This window comes from Kitasatospora sp. NA04385 (assembly GCF_013364235.1).
GTDB lineage: Bacteria > Actinomycetota > Actinomycetes > Streptomycetales > Streptomycetaceae > Kitasatospora.
In genome coordinates this window covers 922,399-937,539 of record NZ_CP054919.1, presented here as the reverse complement: position 1 = coordinate 937,539, position 15,141 = coordinate 922,399, and the positions used below count along the sequence as shown (strand labels likewise).

General features: G+C 74.5%; 15 protein-coding genes. 6 read left to right on the top strand and 9 right to left on the bottom strand.

Annotation, left to right across the window (positions count from 1 at the left end):
* Positions 1-25 precede the first annotated feature (25 nt).
* Genes HUT16_RS04060 through HUT16_RS04045 form a run of 4 tightly spaced genes read left to right on the top strand, consistent with a single transcriptional unit; the run spans position 26 to position 3,598 of the window.
* Positions 26-1,438 carry an MFS transporter gene (locus tag HUT16_RS04060; RefSeq protein ID WP_176185517.1) on the top strand — a complete coding sequence of 471 codons (1,413 nt, stop codon included), beginning with the start codon at positions 26-28 and terminating at the stop codon, positions 1,436-1,438.
* 56 nt (positions 1,439-1,494) lie between these two features.
* Positions 1,495-2,103, top strand: coding sequence for a VOC family protein (locus HUT16_RS04055; RefSeq protein WP_176185516.1), 609 nt, complete (start codon positions 1,495-1,497; stop codon positions 2,101-2,103).
* Positions 2,100-2,357 (top strand): hypothetical protein, encoded by a 258-nt coding sequence (locus tag HUT16_RS04050; protein WP_176185515.1) that lies wholly within the window; start codon positions 2,100-2,102, stop codon positions 2,355-2,357. Before HUT16_RS04055 ends, HUT16_RS04050 begins: the two co-directional genes overlap by 4 nt.
* Complete coding sequence (locus HUT16_RS04045; protein ID WP_176185514.1) at positions 2,354-3,598, top strand: FAD-dependent monooxygenase; 1,245 nt, start codon at positions 2,354-2,356, stop codon at positions 3,596-3,598. Before HUT16_RS04050 ends, HUT16_RS04045 begins: the two co-directional genes overlap by 4 nt.
* Positions 3,599-3,821: 223 nt before the next feature.
* On the opposite strand, the gene HUT16_RS04040 is transcribed toward HUT16_RS04045, so the two are convergent.
* Positions 3,822-4,691: a LysR family transcriptional regulator gene (locus HUT16_RS04040; RefSeq protein ID WP_176185513.1), complete on the bottom strand. Its 870-nt coding sequence runs from the start codon at positions 4,689-4,691 to the stop codon at positions 3,822-3,824.
* Positions 4,692-4,982: 291 nt separating this feature from the next.
* Between HUT16_RS04040 and HUT16_RS04035 the strand changes: the two genes are divergently transcribed.
* Positions 4,983-5,180, top strand: a complete 198-nt coding sequence (locus tag HUT16_RS04035; RefSeq protein ID WP_176184156.1) for a hypothetical protein — start codon at positions 4,983-4,985, stop codon at positions 5,178-5,180.
* Here the strand turns inward: HUT16_RS04035 and HUT16_RS04030 are convergent.
* The 7 genes from HUT16_RS04030 to HUT16_RS04000 all read right to left on the bottom strand — a co-directional run bounded on the left by HUT16_RS04030 (position 5,125) and on the right by HUT16_RS04000 (position 12,772).
* Complete coding sequence (locus HUT16_RS04030; protein ID WP_176185512.1) at positions 5,125-5,451, bottom strand: hypothetical protein; 327 nt, start codon at positions 5,449-5,451, stop codon at positions 5,125-5,127. The two genes, HUT16_RS04035 and HUT16_RS04030, sit on opposite strands and share 56 nt — an antisense overlap.
* A 171-nt stretch (positions 5,452-5,622) precedes the next feature.
* The gene (locus HUT16_RS04025; RefSeq protein WP_176185511.1) at positions 5,623-6,519 is read right to left on the bottom strand and encodes a glycosyltransferase family 2 protein; all 897 of its coding nucleotides are present in this window, start codon (positions 6,517-6,519) and stop codon (positions 5,623-5,625) included.
* A 236-nt stretch (positions 6,520-6,755) separates the two neighbouring features.
* Complete coding sequence (locus HUT16_RS04020) at positions 6,756-6,893, bottom strand: hypothetical protein (RefSeq protein ID WP_176185510.1); 138 nt, start codon at positions 6,891-6,893, stop codon at positions 6,756-6,758.
* A 270-nt stretch (positions 6,894-7,163) separates the two neighbouring features.
* Positions 7,164-7,337 carry a hypothetical protein gene (locus tag HUT16_RS04015; RefSeq protein WP_176185509.1) on the bottom strand — a complete coding sequence of 58 codons (174 nt, stop codon included), beginning with the start codon at positions 7,335-7,337 and terminating at the stop codon, positions 7,164-7,166.
* A 93-nt stretch (positions 7,338-7,430) separates the two neighbouring features.
* The gene (locus HUT16_RS04010) at positions 7,431-8,228 is read right to left on the bottom strand and encodes a hypothetical protein (RefSeq protein WP_254897623.1); all 798 of its coding nucleotides are present in this window, start codon (positions 8,226-8,228) and stop codon (positions 7,431-7,433) included.
* Positions 8,229-8,396: 168 nt separating this feature from the next.
* Complete coding sequence (locus HUT16_RS04005) at positions 8,397-11,195, bottom strand: cellulose binding domain-containing protein (RefSeq protein WP_176185508.1); 2,799 nt, start codon at positions 11,193-11,195, stop codon at positions 8,397-8,399.
* Between the two features lie 491 nt (positions 11,196-11,686).
* Positions 11,687-12,772 carry a LacI family DNA-binding transcriptional regulator gene (locus HUT16_RS04000; RefSeq protein ID WP_217712021.1) on the bottom strand — a complete coding sequence of 362 codons (1,086 nt, stop codon included), beginning with the start codon at positions 12,770-12,772 and terminating at the stop codon, positions 11,687-11,689.
* Between the two features lie 483 nt (positions 12,773-13,255).
* Between HUT16_RS04000 and HUT16_RS03995 the strand changes: the two genes are divergently transcribed.
* Complete coding sequence (locus tag HUT16_RS03995; protein WP_254897622.1) at positions 13,256-13,678, top strand: DUF4333 domain-containing protein; 423 nt, start codon at positions 13,256-13,258, stop codon at positions 13,676-13,678.
* Positions 13,679-14,651: 973 nt separating this feature from the next.
* On the opposite strand, the gene HUT16_RS03990 is transcribed toward HUT16_RS03995, so the two are convergent.
* Positions 14,652-15,065, bottom strand: coding sequence for a cupin domain-containing protein (locus HUT16_RS03990; RefSeq protein ID WP_176185505.1), 414 nt, complete (start codon positions 15,063-15,065; stop codon positions 14,652-14,654).
* Positions 15,066-15,141: the final 76 nt, after the last annotated feature.

Genomic DNA, 15,141 nt, shown 5'->3' with positions numbered 1-15,141 from the left:
GCCATTTCTTGAACGAGGAGCACTCATGGCTACGCAGGCCGGCGTCCAGCCCGCCGTCACACCCGCCAAGTCCGAAGGCCCGCCCCGCGCCCTGCTGATCGGGCTCTCGCTCGGCTACTTCATGGTGCTGCTGGACATGACCATCGTCTCGGTCGCCCTCCCGGCGATGGCCGACTACCTCGACGTCGGCCTCAGCGGACTGCAGTGGGTCACCAACGGCTACACCATCACCTTCGCGGCCCTGCTGCTCACCGCGGGCTGGCTCTCGGACCGCTTCGGCGGCCGCCGGGTCTTCCTGTGGGGCCTGGTCGCGTTCGGGGTGCTGTCCGGCGTCTCCGCGCTGGCGACCACCCTGCCGGTGCTGGTCGCACTGCGGCTGGCGCTGGGCGCGGCGGGGGCGCTGCTGCTCCCGTCCTCGCTCGCGGTGATCACCAACGCCTACACCGACCCGGTGATGCGGGCCCGCGCGGTGGGCTCCTGGGCGGCGATCACCGGCGCCGCCCTGGCGGCCGGACCGGTGGTCGGCGGCGTGCTGACCGACACCGTCGGCTGGCGCGCGATCTTCCTGATCAACGTCCCGCTGGCGGTGGCCAGCCTGCTGATCACCGTCAAGATGGCCCCCGAGACCGCCATCAAGCAGCGCAGCGGACTCGACCTGACCGGCCAGATCAGTTCGGTCGTCGCGCTCGCCGCCCTGGTGTACGCGCTGATCGAGGGCCCCGACAAGGGCTGGGGCGCCACCGGCGTGCTGGTCGCCTTCGGGCTCACCGTGCTCGGCGCGGTCACCTTCCTGGTGGCCGAGGTGCGGGCCGGCGACGCGGCGATGGTCCCGCTGCGGATGTTCCGCAGCCCGGGCTTCTCCCCGGCGGTCGGGGCGGGCCTGCTCGCCAACTTCGGCCTCTCCGGCCTGCTGTTCGTCCTGTCGCTGTTCTTCCAGGAGGGCCGCCACTACTCGCCGGTCGTCACCGGCCTGGTCTTCCTGCCGCTGACCCTGCCCACCGCGTTCAACCCGATCTACACCGGCCGCCTGGTCGGCCGGATCGGGCCGCGCAAGCCCGCCACCCTCGGCTTCGTCCTGATGGGCGCCGGCGCGCTGCTCCAGGCGCCGTTCACCGACGACTCGGGGCTCGCCCTGGCCGCGACCGTGGTCGGCCTGCTGGCCTTCGGCTTCGGCGTCTCCTTCGCCCTGCCCTCGCTGGTCGCGGGCATGGCGAGCACCGTCCCCGCCGAGTTCGCCGGCATGGGCGCCGGCGTCCTCAACTCGGCCCGCCAGGTCGGCGCCTCGCTCGGCGTCGCCGTCCTCGGCGTCGTCCTCAACCTGTCCTCGTCCAGCGCCGACGGCACCCGTTGGGCGCTGGTCACGGGCGGACTGGTCCTGCTGCTCGGGGCCGTCGTCACCTCCACCGGACTGCGCGGAAAGGCACCCGCCGCCAAGTAGTCCCACCCCACCCGAGAGCGCGCCCGGTTCCGCCCCACCCGTCTCCAGGAGGAACATTGGCTACCGCACCACCGCCCGTCCCGCCGCAGGGCTCCCACCGGGCGCCCGGCCTCGACGGGGTCGACCACCTGGCCTACGTCACCTGGCGGCCGCGGGAGACGCACGAGTTCTACACCCGGGTCCTGGGCATGCCGCTGGTGCACGCCATCACGGCCACCGGATGGGTCACCGACGACTACCCGGACTTCGTGCACTTCTTCTTCGACATGGGCCGGGGCAACCGGATCGCGTTCTTCTACTACTTCGACCTGCCGGAGGAGGCGCCGCCGAGCGACCTGATGCACCGCTCGCGGCACCTCGCCTTCCACGTGGACACCGAGGAGGAACTCCTCGCCTGGCGCGACCGGCTGAAGTCCCACGGCGTGCGGGTCACCACGCCGCTCGCCCACGAACTCATCGAGTCGATCTACTTCGACGACCCCAACGGCCTCCAGCTGGAGATCACCCGGCCGCTGCGCGAGATGTCCGGCATCGACGCCCGCGACGCGGAGTTCACCCTGAAGGCCCTGATCGACGTCACCGAGTCGCCCCAACCCTCGGTGCAGGCCATGTGGCAGCGCAAGGCCGAACTCATCCGCAAGAGCATCGAGGTGCCGACCCCGTGACACTCGCCCTGTACGTACTCGACGTCCCCGAGTTCGAACCCGTGGTGCGCGCCGCCCGGGACGCCGGGATGGAAGCCCGGTCGGTCGGCGACTACCTGGAACTCAGCACCGACCGCAGCGAGGTGGTGCTGCGCCGCGAGAACACCGGCATCCGCACCGCGCTCTGGCACGCCGCGCTCACCGGCGGCGTCGCCGGACGCATCGTGATCTTCACCGCCGACACGATCCACCTGACCGAGGAGGACGGCCGATGAGCAGCCAGGCAGACCCCGGACGCACCACCCGCCACCCGGTCCTGGTCGTCGGCGCCGGACCCGCCGGGCTCAGCGCCGCGCTCGCCCTGCGCGCCGCCGGGATGCCCGCCGTCGTCCTGGAGCGCCGCACCGCCGAGACCGTCCGGCCCGGCAGCCGCGCCGCCTACATCCACGGCGCCTCGCTGCGCGAACTGGAGCGGCTCAGCCCCGGGCTCGGCCGGGGGATCGCCGACCGCGGCCTGATGTGGGCCACCAAGCGCTCCTTCTGGGCCGGCCACGAGGTCTACACCCGCACCTACCCCCGCTACGGCAAGGACGGCCTGCCGCCGTTCACCAGCCTCCCGCAGGTCGACACCGAGGACCTGATGGCCGCGGCCTGCCGCGAGGCCGGGGTCGAGTTCCACCACGGCGTCGAGGTGAAGTCCGCCGAGACCACCCCCGACGGCGTCCGGCTGACCGACGCCACCGGACGCACCTGGGAGGCCGAGTACGCCATCGCGGCCGACGGCTCCCGCTCGCCGCTGCGCGAGGCGGTCGGCATCCCGCTGGAGGGGCCGCGCTCGCGCAACACCTTCGTGGTGGTCGACCTCAAGGACGACCCGGACCACCCCGTCCCGCTGGAGCGGGTCTTCCACTACAAGCACCCGGCGGTCGGCGGCCGCAACGTGCTGATCGTGCCGTTCGCCGGCGGCTGGCGGGTCGACCTCAACCTCAACGTCGACGACGACCCGGCCCGCTTCACCTCCGCCGAGGGCCTGAACCGGTGGATCTCCCGGGTGATGCCCGCCGCGTACGGGGAGCGGGTCAGTTGGGTGTCCACCTACAAGTTCGCCCAGCAGGTGGCCGCCGACTTCACCGACGCCCACGGCCGGGTGCTGCTCACCGGCGAGGCCTCGCACCTGTTCGCCCCGTTCGGCGCCCGCGGCATGAACTCCAGCATCCCCGACGCGGTCCGGGCGGTGCAGGCCGTGCACGACGCGCTGTCGGCCGGCGGCGGCCGGGCCGGGGCGGCCGCCGAGATCGCCCGGTTCGCGGCCGAACGCCGGGAGGCGGCGCTGTACAACCGGGGCTGCGCCAGCACCGCGCTGGAGCACATGGTCGCGCAGCGGCCCGCGGTCCGGCTGCGGCGGCGGATGGCGGTGACCCTGGCGCTGGCCGGGCAGAAGGCGGGCGCCTGGCTGGATTCGGCGCCGTACGGGCCCAAGCTCGCGGCGAAGGGCGCGGCGCGCAAATCCTACTGACCGCCCGCCGGCCCGGTCGCAGGCCGAGCGTCCGGCCGACCGCCCGGCCCGGGCGGTCGGCCGGGGACCGCAGGCCCGCAGCCCGTTGCGGGTCGAGCGGTTCGGGGCGGCCCGGGGTGGCTCGGGGTGCTTCGGTACGGCTCGGGGTGGCGCGGGGTGGCTCAGGACGGCTCAGGACGGCTCGGGACGGTTCAGGGCGGCGCGGGGCGCGGCTCGGGACGGTTCAGGGCGGGCCGAGCGGGACGTCCCGGAGCGCCGCCCGGGCCGCCGCGCGGGCGGCGGTGACCACCTGCTCGCCGGCGGAGGGCGAGAAGGCGAGGTAGACCGGGACGGGCTCCGGCTCCGGGCACAGCACCCCCGGCGGGACCGGCAGCAGCGACAGGTCGCCGTGGTGCACGTTCGCGGCCAGCGCGGTGTACGCCAGCCCGGCCCGGACCGAGGCCCGCACCGCGAGCGGGTCCGAGCACCAGGGGGCCGACCGCCAGGGCACGTTGTGCTCGGCCAGGGTCTCGATGATCCGTCTGCTCAGCGCCGAGCGCTCGCTGACCAGCGCCACCGGCACCGGCTCCGCCGGCAGCAGCGGCGCCTGCCCGTACCAGGCCAGGCGCAGCCGCCCGAGCATCTCGCAGCGCGGCGTCTCGATCCCCAGCAGGATCGCCGCCTCCAGCTCGTCCCGTCCGACCTGGTCGGCCAGCGACGCGCTCGGGCCGGTGGCGATCGAGCACTTCAACTGGGGTCGCTCGGTGGCCAGTTCGCTGAGCATGGTGCGCAGCCCGTCGGCGAAGTGGACCGAGCAGCCCAGGCTGAGCGAGTCCTGCGAGGACAGCGCCGAGATCCGGCCGAGCACCTCGTTGTTCAGCAGGATCACCCGGCGGGCGTGCGCCAGCACCTCCCGCCCGACCGGGGTCAGCAGCAGCGGGCGTCTGGTCCGTTCGAACAGCGGGGCCTGGACGATCGACTCCAGCCGCTGGATCTGCTGGCTGATTGTCGGTTGCGTGACGTGCAGGGAGCGGGCGGCACAGGCGAATCCGCCCTCGTCGACGATCGCCACGAGGGCGCGCAGCAACTTGACCTCGATGTCACGTAAGGACACGTTCGGGTACCTGCTTCTCGGTGGGCACGGCCGTGTGGGGGCCGGAACATGGAAAAGACGTCGTACGGGCACCTGTTGTGGCAGGTGCGCTGGAAGCGGTGGCCACCGTTCCTGCATCCTCGCATGCCTGATCGAATCGTCAACGGCATGGCGGCGACGTGACCGGATCGCACGGTTCCTGTGAACGGTTGCGTCCGAATTCGGCCATAGGTCGTCCGGTGCGTGAGATGGGCTCCAGTGGGGCGCGAGGGGCGGCCGATCGGAACCCGGGGTTCCGGATATCCTGCCGCGATGGACCGCCCCCCGCACCGCACCGAGGCCCGGCCCCCGCGCTGGTACCGGCAGGTGGGCCGGCGCGGCTGGACGGCCTTCGCCGCCGCCTGGGGCGGCTACGTGCTGGACGGCTTCGACTTCGTCCTGATCACGCTCGTGCTCACAGGGCTGCGCGGTAGTGCTGCTCAGCGGCGGTGTGGTGGCCCCTCCCGGTGAGGGTGCGGCCGGTGTGGGAAAAGATGACGGCGTCGGTGGGGCCGGCTGCGGCTGCCTGCTCGGGCAGTGCCTCGGCGACGTGGGCGGGGGTGTCGCCCGCCGGAACGGCACCAGCGCTCACCCCGGCGTGGACGGCCGAGCGGGATGTGCCGAGCCGGACTCCGGATTCGGCCGCGACCGCCTTGGTGGCGCGGGCCAGTGCTTCGAGGGTGACGCCGACCGCTTCCATGACGCCGGCCAGCTGCTGGTCGGGTGTTCTGGATGCCGTCACTGTCGCCCCCTGCCGGTCGTACCACCGACGAATCCGGTCGGCGGCGACCACGCTAGCGGCGCGGTGCACCCGCGGTCCGTTACTGCAAGAAATCAGTGCATCACGTTCCGCGCATGGGCGTTGACGGTCCGTCGGCCACGGGGGTGGGAGCGGGACCGCGCCGATCCGTGGTCAGATCACCGGGGGGCGTCCGGCCCGAGTCAGGCGCCACGCAGTGGCCCAGGAGATCGGGCGGCGCTCGCCATGGCCGCCGCGCAGCCCCTCCCACAGGCCGGAGAACCACGGGGCCAGCGTCCGCGGGGCCCGCCGGGACCGCAGGACGGTGATGGCGACCCAGACGGTGATGTAGAGGGGAACCAGGGGGGCGGGCAGAAGCCGGTAGGCGACCCAGACCCGGTTGCGGGCGACCAAGCGCTGGTAGAGGGCGTGGCGGGCCGGATCGCTGGCGGGGTGGTGGACGACGACCTGCGGCGCGTAGTAGCCCGTCAGGCCCGCATCCCAGCAGCGCAGGGCCAGATCGAAGCCCTCGTGGTAGAGGAAGAAGTGCCCGGGCCACCCGCCGACCTGTTCGAAGGCTTGGCGGCGGACGAGGAGGATGCCTTCGGCCATCGCCGCGACGGTGCCGGGCCGGTCGGGGTCCGCGGTGCGCAGGCGGGGCACCCAGCGTCGGACGGTCTCCCCGGTGTCGGGGTCGGCGATCCGGGGCTGCACCCAGGCCGCCCGCGGGCGCCGGCGGGCCTGCTCGACGAGGCGGGCCAGGGTGTCGGGGGCGGGCAGGTGGGCGTCGTTGTCGAAGAAGAACACGAACTCGCCGCCGCCGTCGATCTCCGCGAGTGCCCGGGCGCCGATGTTGCGGCCCTCGGGGATGCCCACGTTCTCGGGCAGCGCCAGGGTGGTGATGCCGACGGGGATGTCCTCGGGCCGGACGCCGTTGCCAACCACGATCACGCGCAGGTCGACGCCCTTCTGACCGAGGAGGGACTGCAGTGCGGTGGCCTGCTCGGGGCGGTCGTTCATGGTCAGAACGACCGCATCGACCGTGGCGGGGGCGGTGTCGCTGGGGGGCATGCGTGCTCCGGAAGCAGAGAGGGACGGAGGGGCTGGGCGGTCCGGTGTGACCAGTCAAGTGCCGTCGGCCGGGCGGGGGCAGGGGTCCCGGGACGCGCATGGGTTCGTCTCGTTCATGATCGCCCCAGTCGGCGCCTGCGGGTGGGGACGGTGCGGGCGGTCAGCGTGCGGAGGCGGTCTCCGTGATCCGGGATTCGTCGGTGTGCTCGGTCACGTCGCGTGCTCCTGCCGATGCGTCAGATCGTCTGCTGTCTACGGTAGTGGACCGACTCCAGCGTGCGGGCCGATACCGGGGAGACGACGCGCAGTTCGAGGAGGTCCGCGGCCGGCTCGGGCCGGCCGAGGAAGGCGTTGTCGGCTTGATCGGTCGACATGGCATCCAGCCTGTGCGCCCAGTACCCGGGGCGCGCGAGTTCACCGGGCCGGTCCCCACTCGGCGCGGTGGCGACGAAATCGATCAGCGGTTCGGGGTCTCCCTGCCGGGCGGCGACCGTGACAGCGGTGCGAGCCTCGACCCGGACCGGTAGGGGACGAAGCACGACTCCCGATCGCTGCGCGCGGCCGAGTGCCGTCACCGCCAAGGAGCGGGGGTCACACCATGATCGTCCTGCTCTCGTCCTGCTCTCGCTGCTCGGCACCCCTCCTTACCGGCTGGGCCGCTGCTCAACTCGCCGGTGCCGGCCGCTGCGGGAGCACGATGACGGTGCGGCGTCGCCTTCCTCGTCGCGGCGCATCGTCTCGGCGGAGCGTTCCTCCGGTTCGGAGACCTTGCCGGTGTTCACCGAACCGGTGAAGACGTCCAGGGCGACGCTGGACATCGAAGGCACGCCGCCGAACCGGCCCGATCGTCGCCGACACCGGGCCGGGACCAGCCCCGAACCGGTCAGCCGCGACGGGCGGAGCCGGACTCGTCAACCGAGGCCGGTTCGGGTGTCGGACGCGGACTGCTGCGGCCGGCGGGAGTGGTGGAAGATCGGGTCGGCGGCGACCACGCACAGGGCGTGCATCGGGGCGTCGGTGTACTCCGGGGTGAAGAAGCCGACCCAGTCGTTCCGGTAGCTCTCGCCGCGGCGGTGGATCTCGCGGTCGGTGGCGACGGACTCCCCGGCCTCGGTCAGCGAGTCGCCCATCCAGAAGAGGAGTTCGGGGCGGGCGAGGATGAAGGACGTCCCGGCGTGTTCGGCGAAGCGGGCCGGGTGGCGGTCGGCCAGGCGGCGGACGTCGTCCGGGCGGTCGGCGGGGCGCGGCGCCGGGGCGGTGACCGTCAGCGGGGCGGCGGTGCGGCGCGGGGCGCGGCGCAGGGCGGGCCAGTCGGACGGGCGCAGGCCGGTGTCCGCGCGGGCCACCAGCAGGGAGGTCGTCCGGGCGTCCATCGGGCCCGGGCCCGGCGGGGTCGGGACGTGCAGCGCGCTGTGCGGGCTGGTCGCGGCGAGCCGGAACAGGGCGCCGAGGCGCAGCAGGTCGGCGCGGCTCGCGTACAGGAACGCGACGTGGTGGTCCGGCGGGTGGAAGAAAGTGCCGCTCAGCATCGGCCCGGTGTCCAGCACCCGGCCGAGGTGCGAGCCGGTGGCCACCGGTCGGCCGGTCACCGGCAGGCTGGTCACCCGCAGCCGCATCCGCCCGTCGCTGCCCGTGCCTTCGCCACCCGTGTTGCTGCCGCCCGTACTGCCACCGCCCGTGCTGCCGCTACCCGTGCCGTCGTCCTCCACGGGCCGAGTACAGCACGCGCGCCGCCGTCGTTCCACCGGTTTCCGGACGCGACGGAGCCCGGGCCGCCTCCCCACGAGAACATGGGCGACCCGGGCTCCGCCGTGGTGCCGCCGCCCCCGACCGGCCCCGGACGAATCCCGGGCGGGGGCGACGAGCCGGTCACCGCGTCAGCCGGTCTTCACCGTGCACGCGGTGCCGTTCAGGGTGAACGCCGTCGGGGCGGTGTTCGCGCCGCTCCAGCTGCCGTTGAAGCCGAAGGAGGTGGAACTCCCGGGCGCGATGGCCTTGTTGTAGCCCGCGTCGGTGACGGTCACCTGCGAGCCGCTCTGGGTGACGCTGCCGTTCCAGAGCGAGGTGACGGTCTGCCCGCTCGGGAAGGCCCACTTCACCGTCCAGCCGTTGACCGCCGCGGTGCCCTTGTTGGCCACCGTCACGTTGGCGCCGAATCCGCCGCCCCACTGGCTGGACACCGCGTAGGTGACCTCGCAGGAGGAGGACGGCGAGGCGGACGGGGACGGGGAGGAGGACGCCGACGGGGAGGCCGACGGGGACGGCGAGTTGGAGGCGGAGGCGGAGGCCGAGGCGCTCGGGGAGGGCGAGACGCCGCCCGCCGTGTCGCCGTACACGATGCCGCGGCCGTTGGTGCCGACGTAGACCCGGCCGTAGACCCGCGGGTCGCCGGTGATCGCGCCGCCGGTCCAACCCCACTGGTGGGCGTCGTCGTTGATCCGGACCCAGCTGGCGCCCGCGTCGTCGGAGCGGAACAGGCCGCGCACGCCGCCGATCTTCGCCGAGGTGTACATCGCCGGGTAGGTCTTGCCGGGGGCGGCCTTGCCGAAGCCGATGTTGTCGGCCTGGTCGACGCCCGCCTGCCGGGTGAAGGTCGCGCCGCCGTCGGTGGAGTGCCACAGGCCGTAGCCGGTGGTGGCGGTGCCGCCGGCCAGCCAGACGTCGCCCTTGGTGCCGGGGACGGCCTTGAAGCGCACCGACTCGGTGGGCAGGCCGCTCGCCCTGGCGGTGAAGGTGGCGCCCGCGTCGGTGGAGACGTAGAAGGTGCCGCCGGACCAGCCGTAGAAGGTCTTCGGGTCCACCCGGTCGGCCTGCACGCTCGCGCCCGCCGGGATGCCGGTGGACGCCGTCCAGGAGCTGCCCGTCCCCGAAGTGCGGTACACGCCGGTGCCCTTCGGGCTCCACACGGTGGCCGCGCCGTCCGCCGAGATCGCCACCTGCCCGCCGCCGGTCACCCCGGACGGCTCGGCGGAGGCCGCGAACCAGTTGGCGCCGCCGTCCGTCGAGAAGCCGATGTGCTTCTCGGTCGAGCCGGAGGCGGTCTCCCCGACCCGCACCATGGTGGCCGGAGAGGCCGCGGCGAAGTCCATCGAGGTGCCGGAGGTCAGGTTCGGCTGGGAGAAGATCTTCGCCGGGACCTTGGTCGGGTCGTCGTGCCGGAACCCGCCGAGGTCGCCCAGCGAGCTGAGCAGCGGCGCGCCGGTCGGCGGCGAGACCAGGTCGTTGACCGCGGTCTCCTCCAGGCCCTTGACCACCGGGGCGATGCCGACCTTGGCACCCTTGTCGAAATCGGTCAGGTTCGAGGAGCCGTACAGCGTCGCGCCGGTGCCGTACATCATCCGGTCCGAGTCGAACGGGTCGATCTCCAGCGACTCGGTCATCCAGCCGAGCTTCGGCGACTCCTCCGGCGCGGAGACGTTCGCGTTGAAGGTCAGCCACGGCACCGAGGAGATGTCGATGGAGTACTGGTCGACCCGGGTCGGGTAGCCGTTGTACGACCAGAACGGCTTCCAGGTCGCGCCCGAGTCGGTCGAGCGCCAGATCTGGGTGTCCGGCCACCACGAGCTGTAGCCCGTCACCATCAGCACGTTGGGGTGCCGGCGGTCGACGGTCAGGCCCGAGTAGCCGAAGAAGTTGTTGCTGCTGTCCGAGGACGGCACCGGGCTGACGTTCGTCCAGGCGCCGGTGCCGGTCGCGTACTTCCACACGTCGCCGTGCGCGCCGTCGTACGGGCCGCCGGTGTCCGAGTACGAGACGAACAGGTTGCCGGAGCCGTCCAGGACGGCCTTGTGCGGGACGAAGCCGGTCGGCTGGCCGCCGATCCTGGTCCAGGTGGTGCCGCCGTCGTCCGAGCGGTAGACGCTGTTCTGCTTGTCCGCGACGCCGACGTACACGGCCTTGGTGACGCCGTTGACGGTGCCGCTGCCCTGGTCGAACACCTCCCACAGCACGCCCAGCGGGTCGCTCTGGTAGCCCGAGGTGTCGGTCGGGTCCGGCGCGTAGGTGCCGGTCACCGGGAACGCCTTCACCTGCGACCAGGTCACGCCGTAGTCGGCGCTGCGCCACAGGCCCTTGCCGCTCGGGGCGCCGAACCACAGCACCGCGCTGTTGTTCGGGTCGATGGTCAGGCGCTCGCCCGCGCCGCGGCCCGGCATGTTGCCGCCGATCTTGAACGGCAGGGTGGTGCGCTGCCAGGTCTTTCCCTGGTCGGTCGAGCGCAGGATCGCGCCGTTCGCCGGGTCCCAGCTGTTGGTGTAGGTGCCCGCCGCGAGGTAGACCCGGTTCGGGTCCCTGGCGTCGGTGGCGAGGCTCGCCACGCCGGTCAGGCCCCAGTCGTCCCAGCCCAGCGAGTCCAGCAGCGGGATCCACTGCTTGGTGGCCGGGTCCTGCCGGTACGCGCCGCCGATGTCGGTGCGGGCGTACACCAGGCCCTGCTGCCCCTGGTTGAAGACGATGCCCGGGATGAACCCGCCACCGCCGATCTGCACGTTGTTCCAGCTGTACGGCTGGCTCGCCGCGGTGGCCGACTCGGCCGCGCTGGCGGCCGGTTGGGACAGCGCCGCGGTCGCCGCGCAGGCGGCGAGGGCGGCTGCGGCGGCCACCGTCGCCAGCACCGGCCGGCGTCCGCGCAGCGGGGGCCGCGAGGCGGCCCGGCGCTCCAGGGGCACAGGGGTCATGGGGGGATCTCCTAGCTCACGGGTGGGGGGACCAGAAAGCGGCCCGGTCCACCCGCCCGACAACGACCCCGTGGCGGGAGCGGGTAAAATCGCAGGTCAGTGGCGCGGCCGCGGTGAAAGTTACACGGCCCGGAGCCCCGGGAACCCCGCCGCACGGGGTGGTCGACGCCCCGTCGAAACCTTTCGCGGCCCCGCGTTCGACGGATATTCGACAGCTCTTTCGCCTGCGTGCGCCAGGCGCGGCGGCCCGGTCCGCCACCCCGCCGGGGGCGCGTTCGACAGTCGTTCGACAGTCCGCCGCCCGCTTGTACCAGTGCCCGCCGCCCGGTGCGAACGGGCCCGGCGCCGGGGCCCCGGCCGACGGGTGGTCCGGGTCGTGGCGCGCCCCGGGCCCGGGTCGTGGTGCAGCAGCTCGAACCAGAGCACCTTCTCGTACGCGGCCTCCTCGGTGGTCCGCCCCCGCGGCTCGCACCGCGGGGGCGGGCCGGCCGTCAGCAGGACTGGCGCACCACCAGGTGGGTGGGCAGCACCACCGAGCGGCCCGGCGCCGCGTCCTGGAGCAGCTCCACCGCCCGGGCGCCCAGGTCCTCGACCGGCTGGCGGACGGTGGTCAGGCCGGGCCGGGCCGTCGCGGCGGCCGGGGAGTCGTCGAAGCCGATCACCGCCACGTCGTCCGGCACCCGCCGCCCGAGCCGGTGCAGCGCCCGCAGCGCGCCCATCGCCATCGCGTCCGAGGCGGCGAACACCGCGTCCACGTCCGGGTACTGGTCGAGCAGCCGGAGCATCGCGTGCTCGCCGGAGCGCGACCCGAAGTCGCCGTACGCCACCGCGCAGCGGGCCGGGTCGCCCTGGTCGGCCAGCGCCCGCCGGTAGCCGGCCAGCCGGTCGGCGCCCGCGGCGGTGTCCGGCGGCCCGGCGATGGTGGCGATCCGCCGCCGCCCGGCCCGGTGCAGCAGGTTCACGGCGGCCCGGGCGCCGCTCAGGTTGTCGGCGTCCACGTGTGCCAGGCGCTGCGACTGCGGGGGCCGCCCCAGCGACACCACCGGCACGCCCGCGGCCTGCAACAGCCCCGGCAGCGCGGGGTCGCCCCACCGCCCGACCAGCAGCACGCCGTCCACGTGCCCGCCGCACAGGTAGCGCACCAGCGACGGCCGGGCCGGGCCCGGGCCCGCCGTCAGCACCACCAACTCCCGTTCCGGGACGACCCGTTGGGCGCCCGCGAGCAGCCGCACCGGGAACGGGTCGGCGTGGAAGCGCAGCACGTCCGCGAAGGCCACCACGGCGATCGCCCCGGTGTCGCGGGCCGTCGCGGCGGGCGCCCGGCGGCGGACGTAGCTCAACTCGCGGGCCGCGCGCTCGACGCGCGCCGCGATCTCGGCGGACACCGGCGCGGACCGGTTCAGCACCCGGGACGCGGTGGCGCTGGACACGCCCGCGCGGGCCGCGACCTGGGCCAGCGTCGGCCCGGGCGGTGCGCTCGGCACGCCGTCCGGCGGGCCCTCGGGGCAGGGGGTCGGGAAGGGGAGGGTGCCGTCCGGCTGACGGGTGGCACCGATCGGGTGGGGGAGCGGGTGCACGGGCAACGCGGTCGCCCTTCCTGGCGCGGGGTGGGGGAGCCGTGGCCACCCGCCCGGGGCCATCGGTGACCGCACCGTAGGTGCCTGGTCGGTGGACCGTCAAGGCTTGTGACAGGACCGGACCGCCCGTTCCGCCCGGGCTTCCGCCCCCGACCCCGTGCCCGACCCGCGGACCGTGATCGCCGGGCCGGTGCCGCCCCGGGGGAGTTGGCGGGTACGGAACATGACGCACCGTCGGGAGCGCGCCGCCACGTCCCGGCCGGACGGCCCGCGCCCGGCGGTCGGGACGGGCGTCTCGGCATCCGGACGGGCGGCTGCGGGGGCGAACGAGCCTGTCCCGGCCGGGACGTGACGGCCCGTCGCCCGGCGGCGGCGGCCGACGGCCCCGGGGCGCCGGTGGTGGAGTGTTAGGCTCCGGCTTTCGTCCAGGCAGGCGCGGGGCTCCGCAGGGGTCCGGCGCGTACGGGGAGAGCAGGAGCCGAAGTGTTCGCAACGCGCAGTGCCAAGATCGCGTCGATGGCCGCGGCCGCCGCCGCGGCAGCCGTCCTGGCGGGCTGTTCCGCCGAGGTGCACGTGGGCACCGTCCGGTCCTCCACGTCCGCCCCCGGGGCGACCGGGTCCAAGGCGGCGTCGGACGACGCGGCGCTGCCGAAGGTCTCCGCCGAGAAGCTCGGCCAGCAGACCGCCAAGACGCTCGCCGAGCAGTACAACCAGCCCGAGCCCACCGTCACCTGCCCCGAGGACCTGGTCGGCAAGGTCGGCACCACCATGCGCTGCCGGCTCACCGCCGAGGACGGCAGCTCGCTGGGCCTCACCGTCACCGTCACCTCGGTGACGGGCACGGACGTCAAGTACGACATCAAGGTCGACGACCTGCCCGGCGCGAGCGCCTCCGCCACCCCCTGACCCGCCCGCGCGTCCGGCCGGTGCGCTCCGGCCGGTGCGCTCCGACCGCGCCGTCCGGCACCGGGGTTCGGCCGTGCGGTTCAGCGCCGCGCCCCGGCCCCGACCGGTGCGGGCGTGCGCAGCGGGCGGCCGGGTCCTCCGGCGGCAGCCGGTGGAAGGGTCGCGCCCGGCCAGCGCGTCGACGGCGAAGCCGACGGCCGGGGCCCAGGCGTCCTCGGCCCGGGCGAGCAGGAAGTGTCCGGCCCCCGCCACCTCCAGGCGGCGCACCCCGGTGACCGCGCGGGCCCGCTCGGCGTACGCCAGCGACCGCGCGGCACCGGCCTCGCCCCGGTCGCGGTCGCCGTGCACGATCAGCGCGGGACGTCCGGCCAACTGCCCGACCGGGTCGCCCTCCGGCAGCCACGGCGCGACCCCGGCCACCGCGACCACCCCCGGCCCGTCCGCCGCGCGGAACGCGGCCCGCCCGCCGAGCGAGTTGCCCAGCAGCACCACCCGGACGTCGTTCCCGTGCGTGCGGCGCAGCGCGTCCAGCGCCCACCCGGTGTCGGCCAGGGTGCTCGCCTCCGGCCCGTTCCACCCCCGGTACCGGTAGCGCAGCCGCACCACCTCCACCCCGTCCGCCCGCCCGGCCGCGGCCAGCAGCCGGGTCGGCACGCCCATCCCCAGCTCGGCCAGCCGGGAGGGCCGCCCGTGCCCGTCCACCGCCCCGCCGGGCAGCAGCAGGACGACCCGCCGCGGCCCGGCCGCCCCCGGCTCCCCGCCGGTCCCCGTGACGAGCTCCGGCGTGCGCTGCTGGTTCCTGGTCAAGTCGGCCCCCTGGTCGTGGTGTTCCGCTCCGTGCGGTGGGAACGATCCTCCCGGAGGGCGGGAGAGGCCCGGCAGTGCCGACGGTCCGTGATCGCCCATGACGGATGTCACGCGCTCGCCGGGCCGCCGTTGTCACCGGGCCGCCGGGTCGCCCGTCGAGCGGGGCCTACGGCCGACGGGTGCGCGGGGCGCCGTACTGCCGGTCGGTGACGGGTTCGGCCCAACTGGTCTCGGGGGTGCCGTCGCCGGTGGCCTCCCACAGGGCGAGGTGCGCCATGAAGCGGTCGGGCGCGGCGCCGTGCCAGTGCTCCTCGCCGGGCGGGCAGGAGACCGTCTCGCCGGGGTGGGCCTCGAACACCGTGCCGTCCCGGGTGCCGACCAGCGCGGTGCCGGAGACGACGTGCAGCGTCTGCCCGAGCGCGTGGACGTGCCAGTGGGTGCGGGCTCCGGGTGAGAAGCGCACCAGGTTGGCCCGCAGCCGGGAGGGCTCCTGCCCGGCGGCGACGACGTCCCACCAGACGTCGCCGGTGAACCAGTCGGAAGGGGCCTTGCTGGTGGGACCGGGCTGGACGAACTCCATGGCGGTCGGTTCCTCTCTGCGGTGCGTGCGATCTGCGGTGCGTGCGGTCTGCGGTGCGTGCGGATTCTCGTGGCGC

What these genes read in the sequence shown, in the direction of transcription:
- HUT16_RS03990 (WP_176185505.1), bottom strand. Translation starts at nt 15,065, where the DNA reads ATGGAGTTCGTCCAGCCCGGTCCCACCAGCAAGGCCCCTTCCGACTGG.
- HUT16_RS04035 (WP_176184156.1), top strand. Translation starts at nt 4,983, where the DNA reads ATGGACCGCCCCCCGCACCGCACCGAGGCCCGGCCCCCGCGCTGGTAC.
- HUT16_RS04025 (WP_176185511.1), bottom strand. Translation starts at nt 6,519, where the DNA reads ATGCCCCCCAGCGACACCGCCCCCGCCACGGTCGATGCGGTCGTTCTG.
- HUT16_RS04020 (WP_176185510.1), bottom strand. Translation starts at nt 6,893, where the DNA reads ATGTCGACCGATCAAGCCGACAACGCCTTCCTCGGCCGGCCCGAGCCG.
- HUT16_RS04005 (WP_176185508.1), bottom strand. Translation starts at nt 11,195, where the DNA reads ATGACCCCTGTGCCCCTGGAGCGCCGGGCCGCCTCGCGGCCCCCGCTG.
- HUT16_RS04045 (WP_176185514.1), top strand. Translation starts at nt 2,354, where the DNA reads ATGAGCAGCCAGGCAGACCCCGGACGCACCACCCGCCACCCGGTCCTG.
- HUT16_RS04015 (WP_176185509.1), bottom strand. Translation starts at nt 7,337, where the DNA reads ATGTCCAGCGTCGCCCTGGACGTCTTCACCGGTTCGGTGAACACCGGC.
- HUT16_RS04060 (WP_176185517.1), top strand. Translation starts at nt 26, where the DNA reads ATGGCTACGCAGGCCGGCGTCCAGCCCGCCGTCACACCCGCCAAGTCC.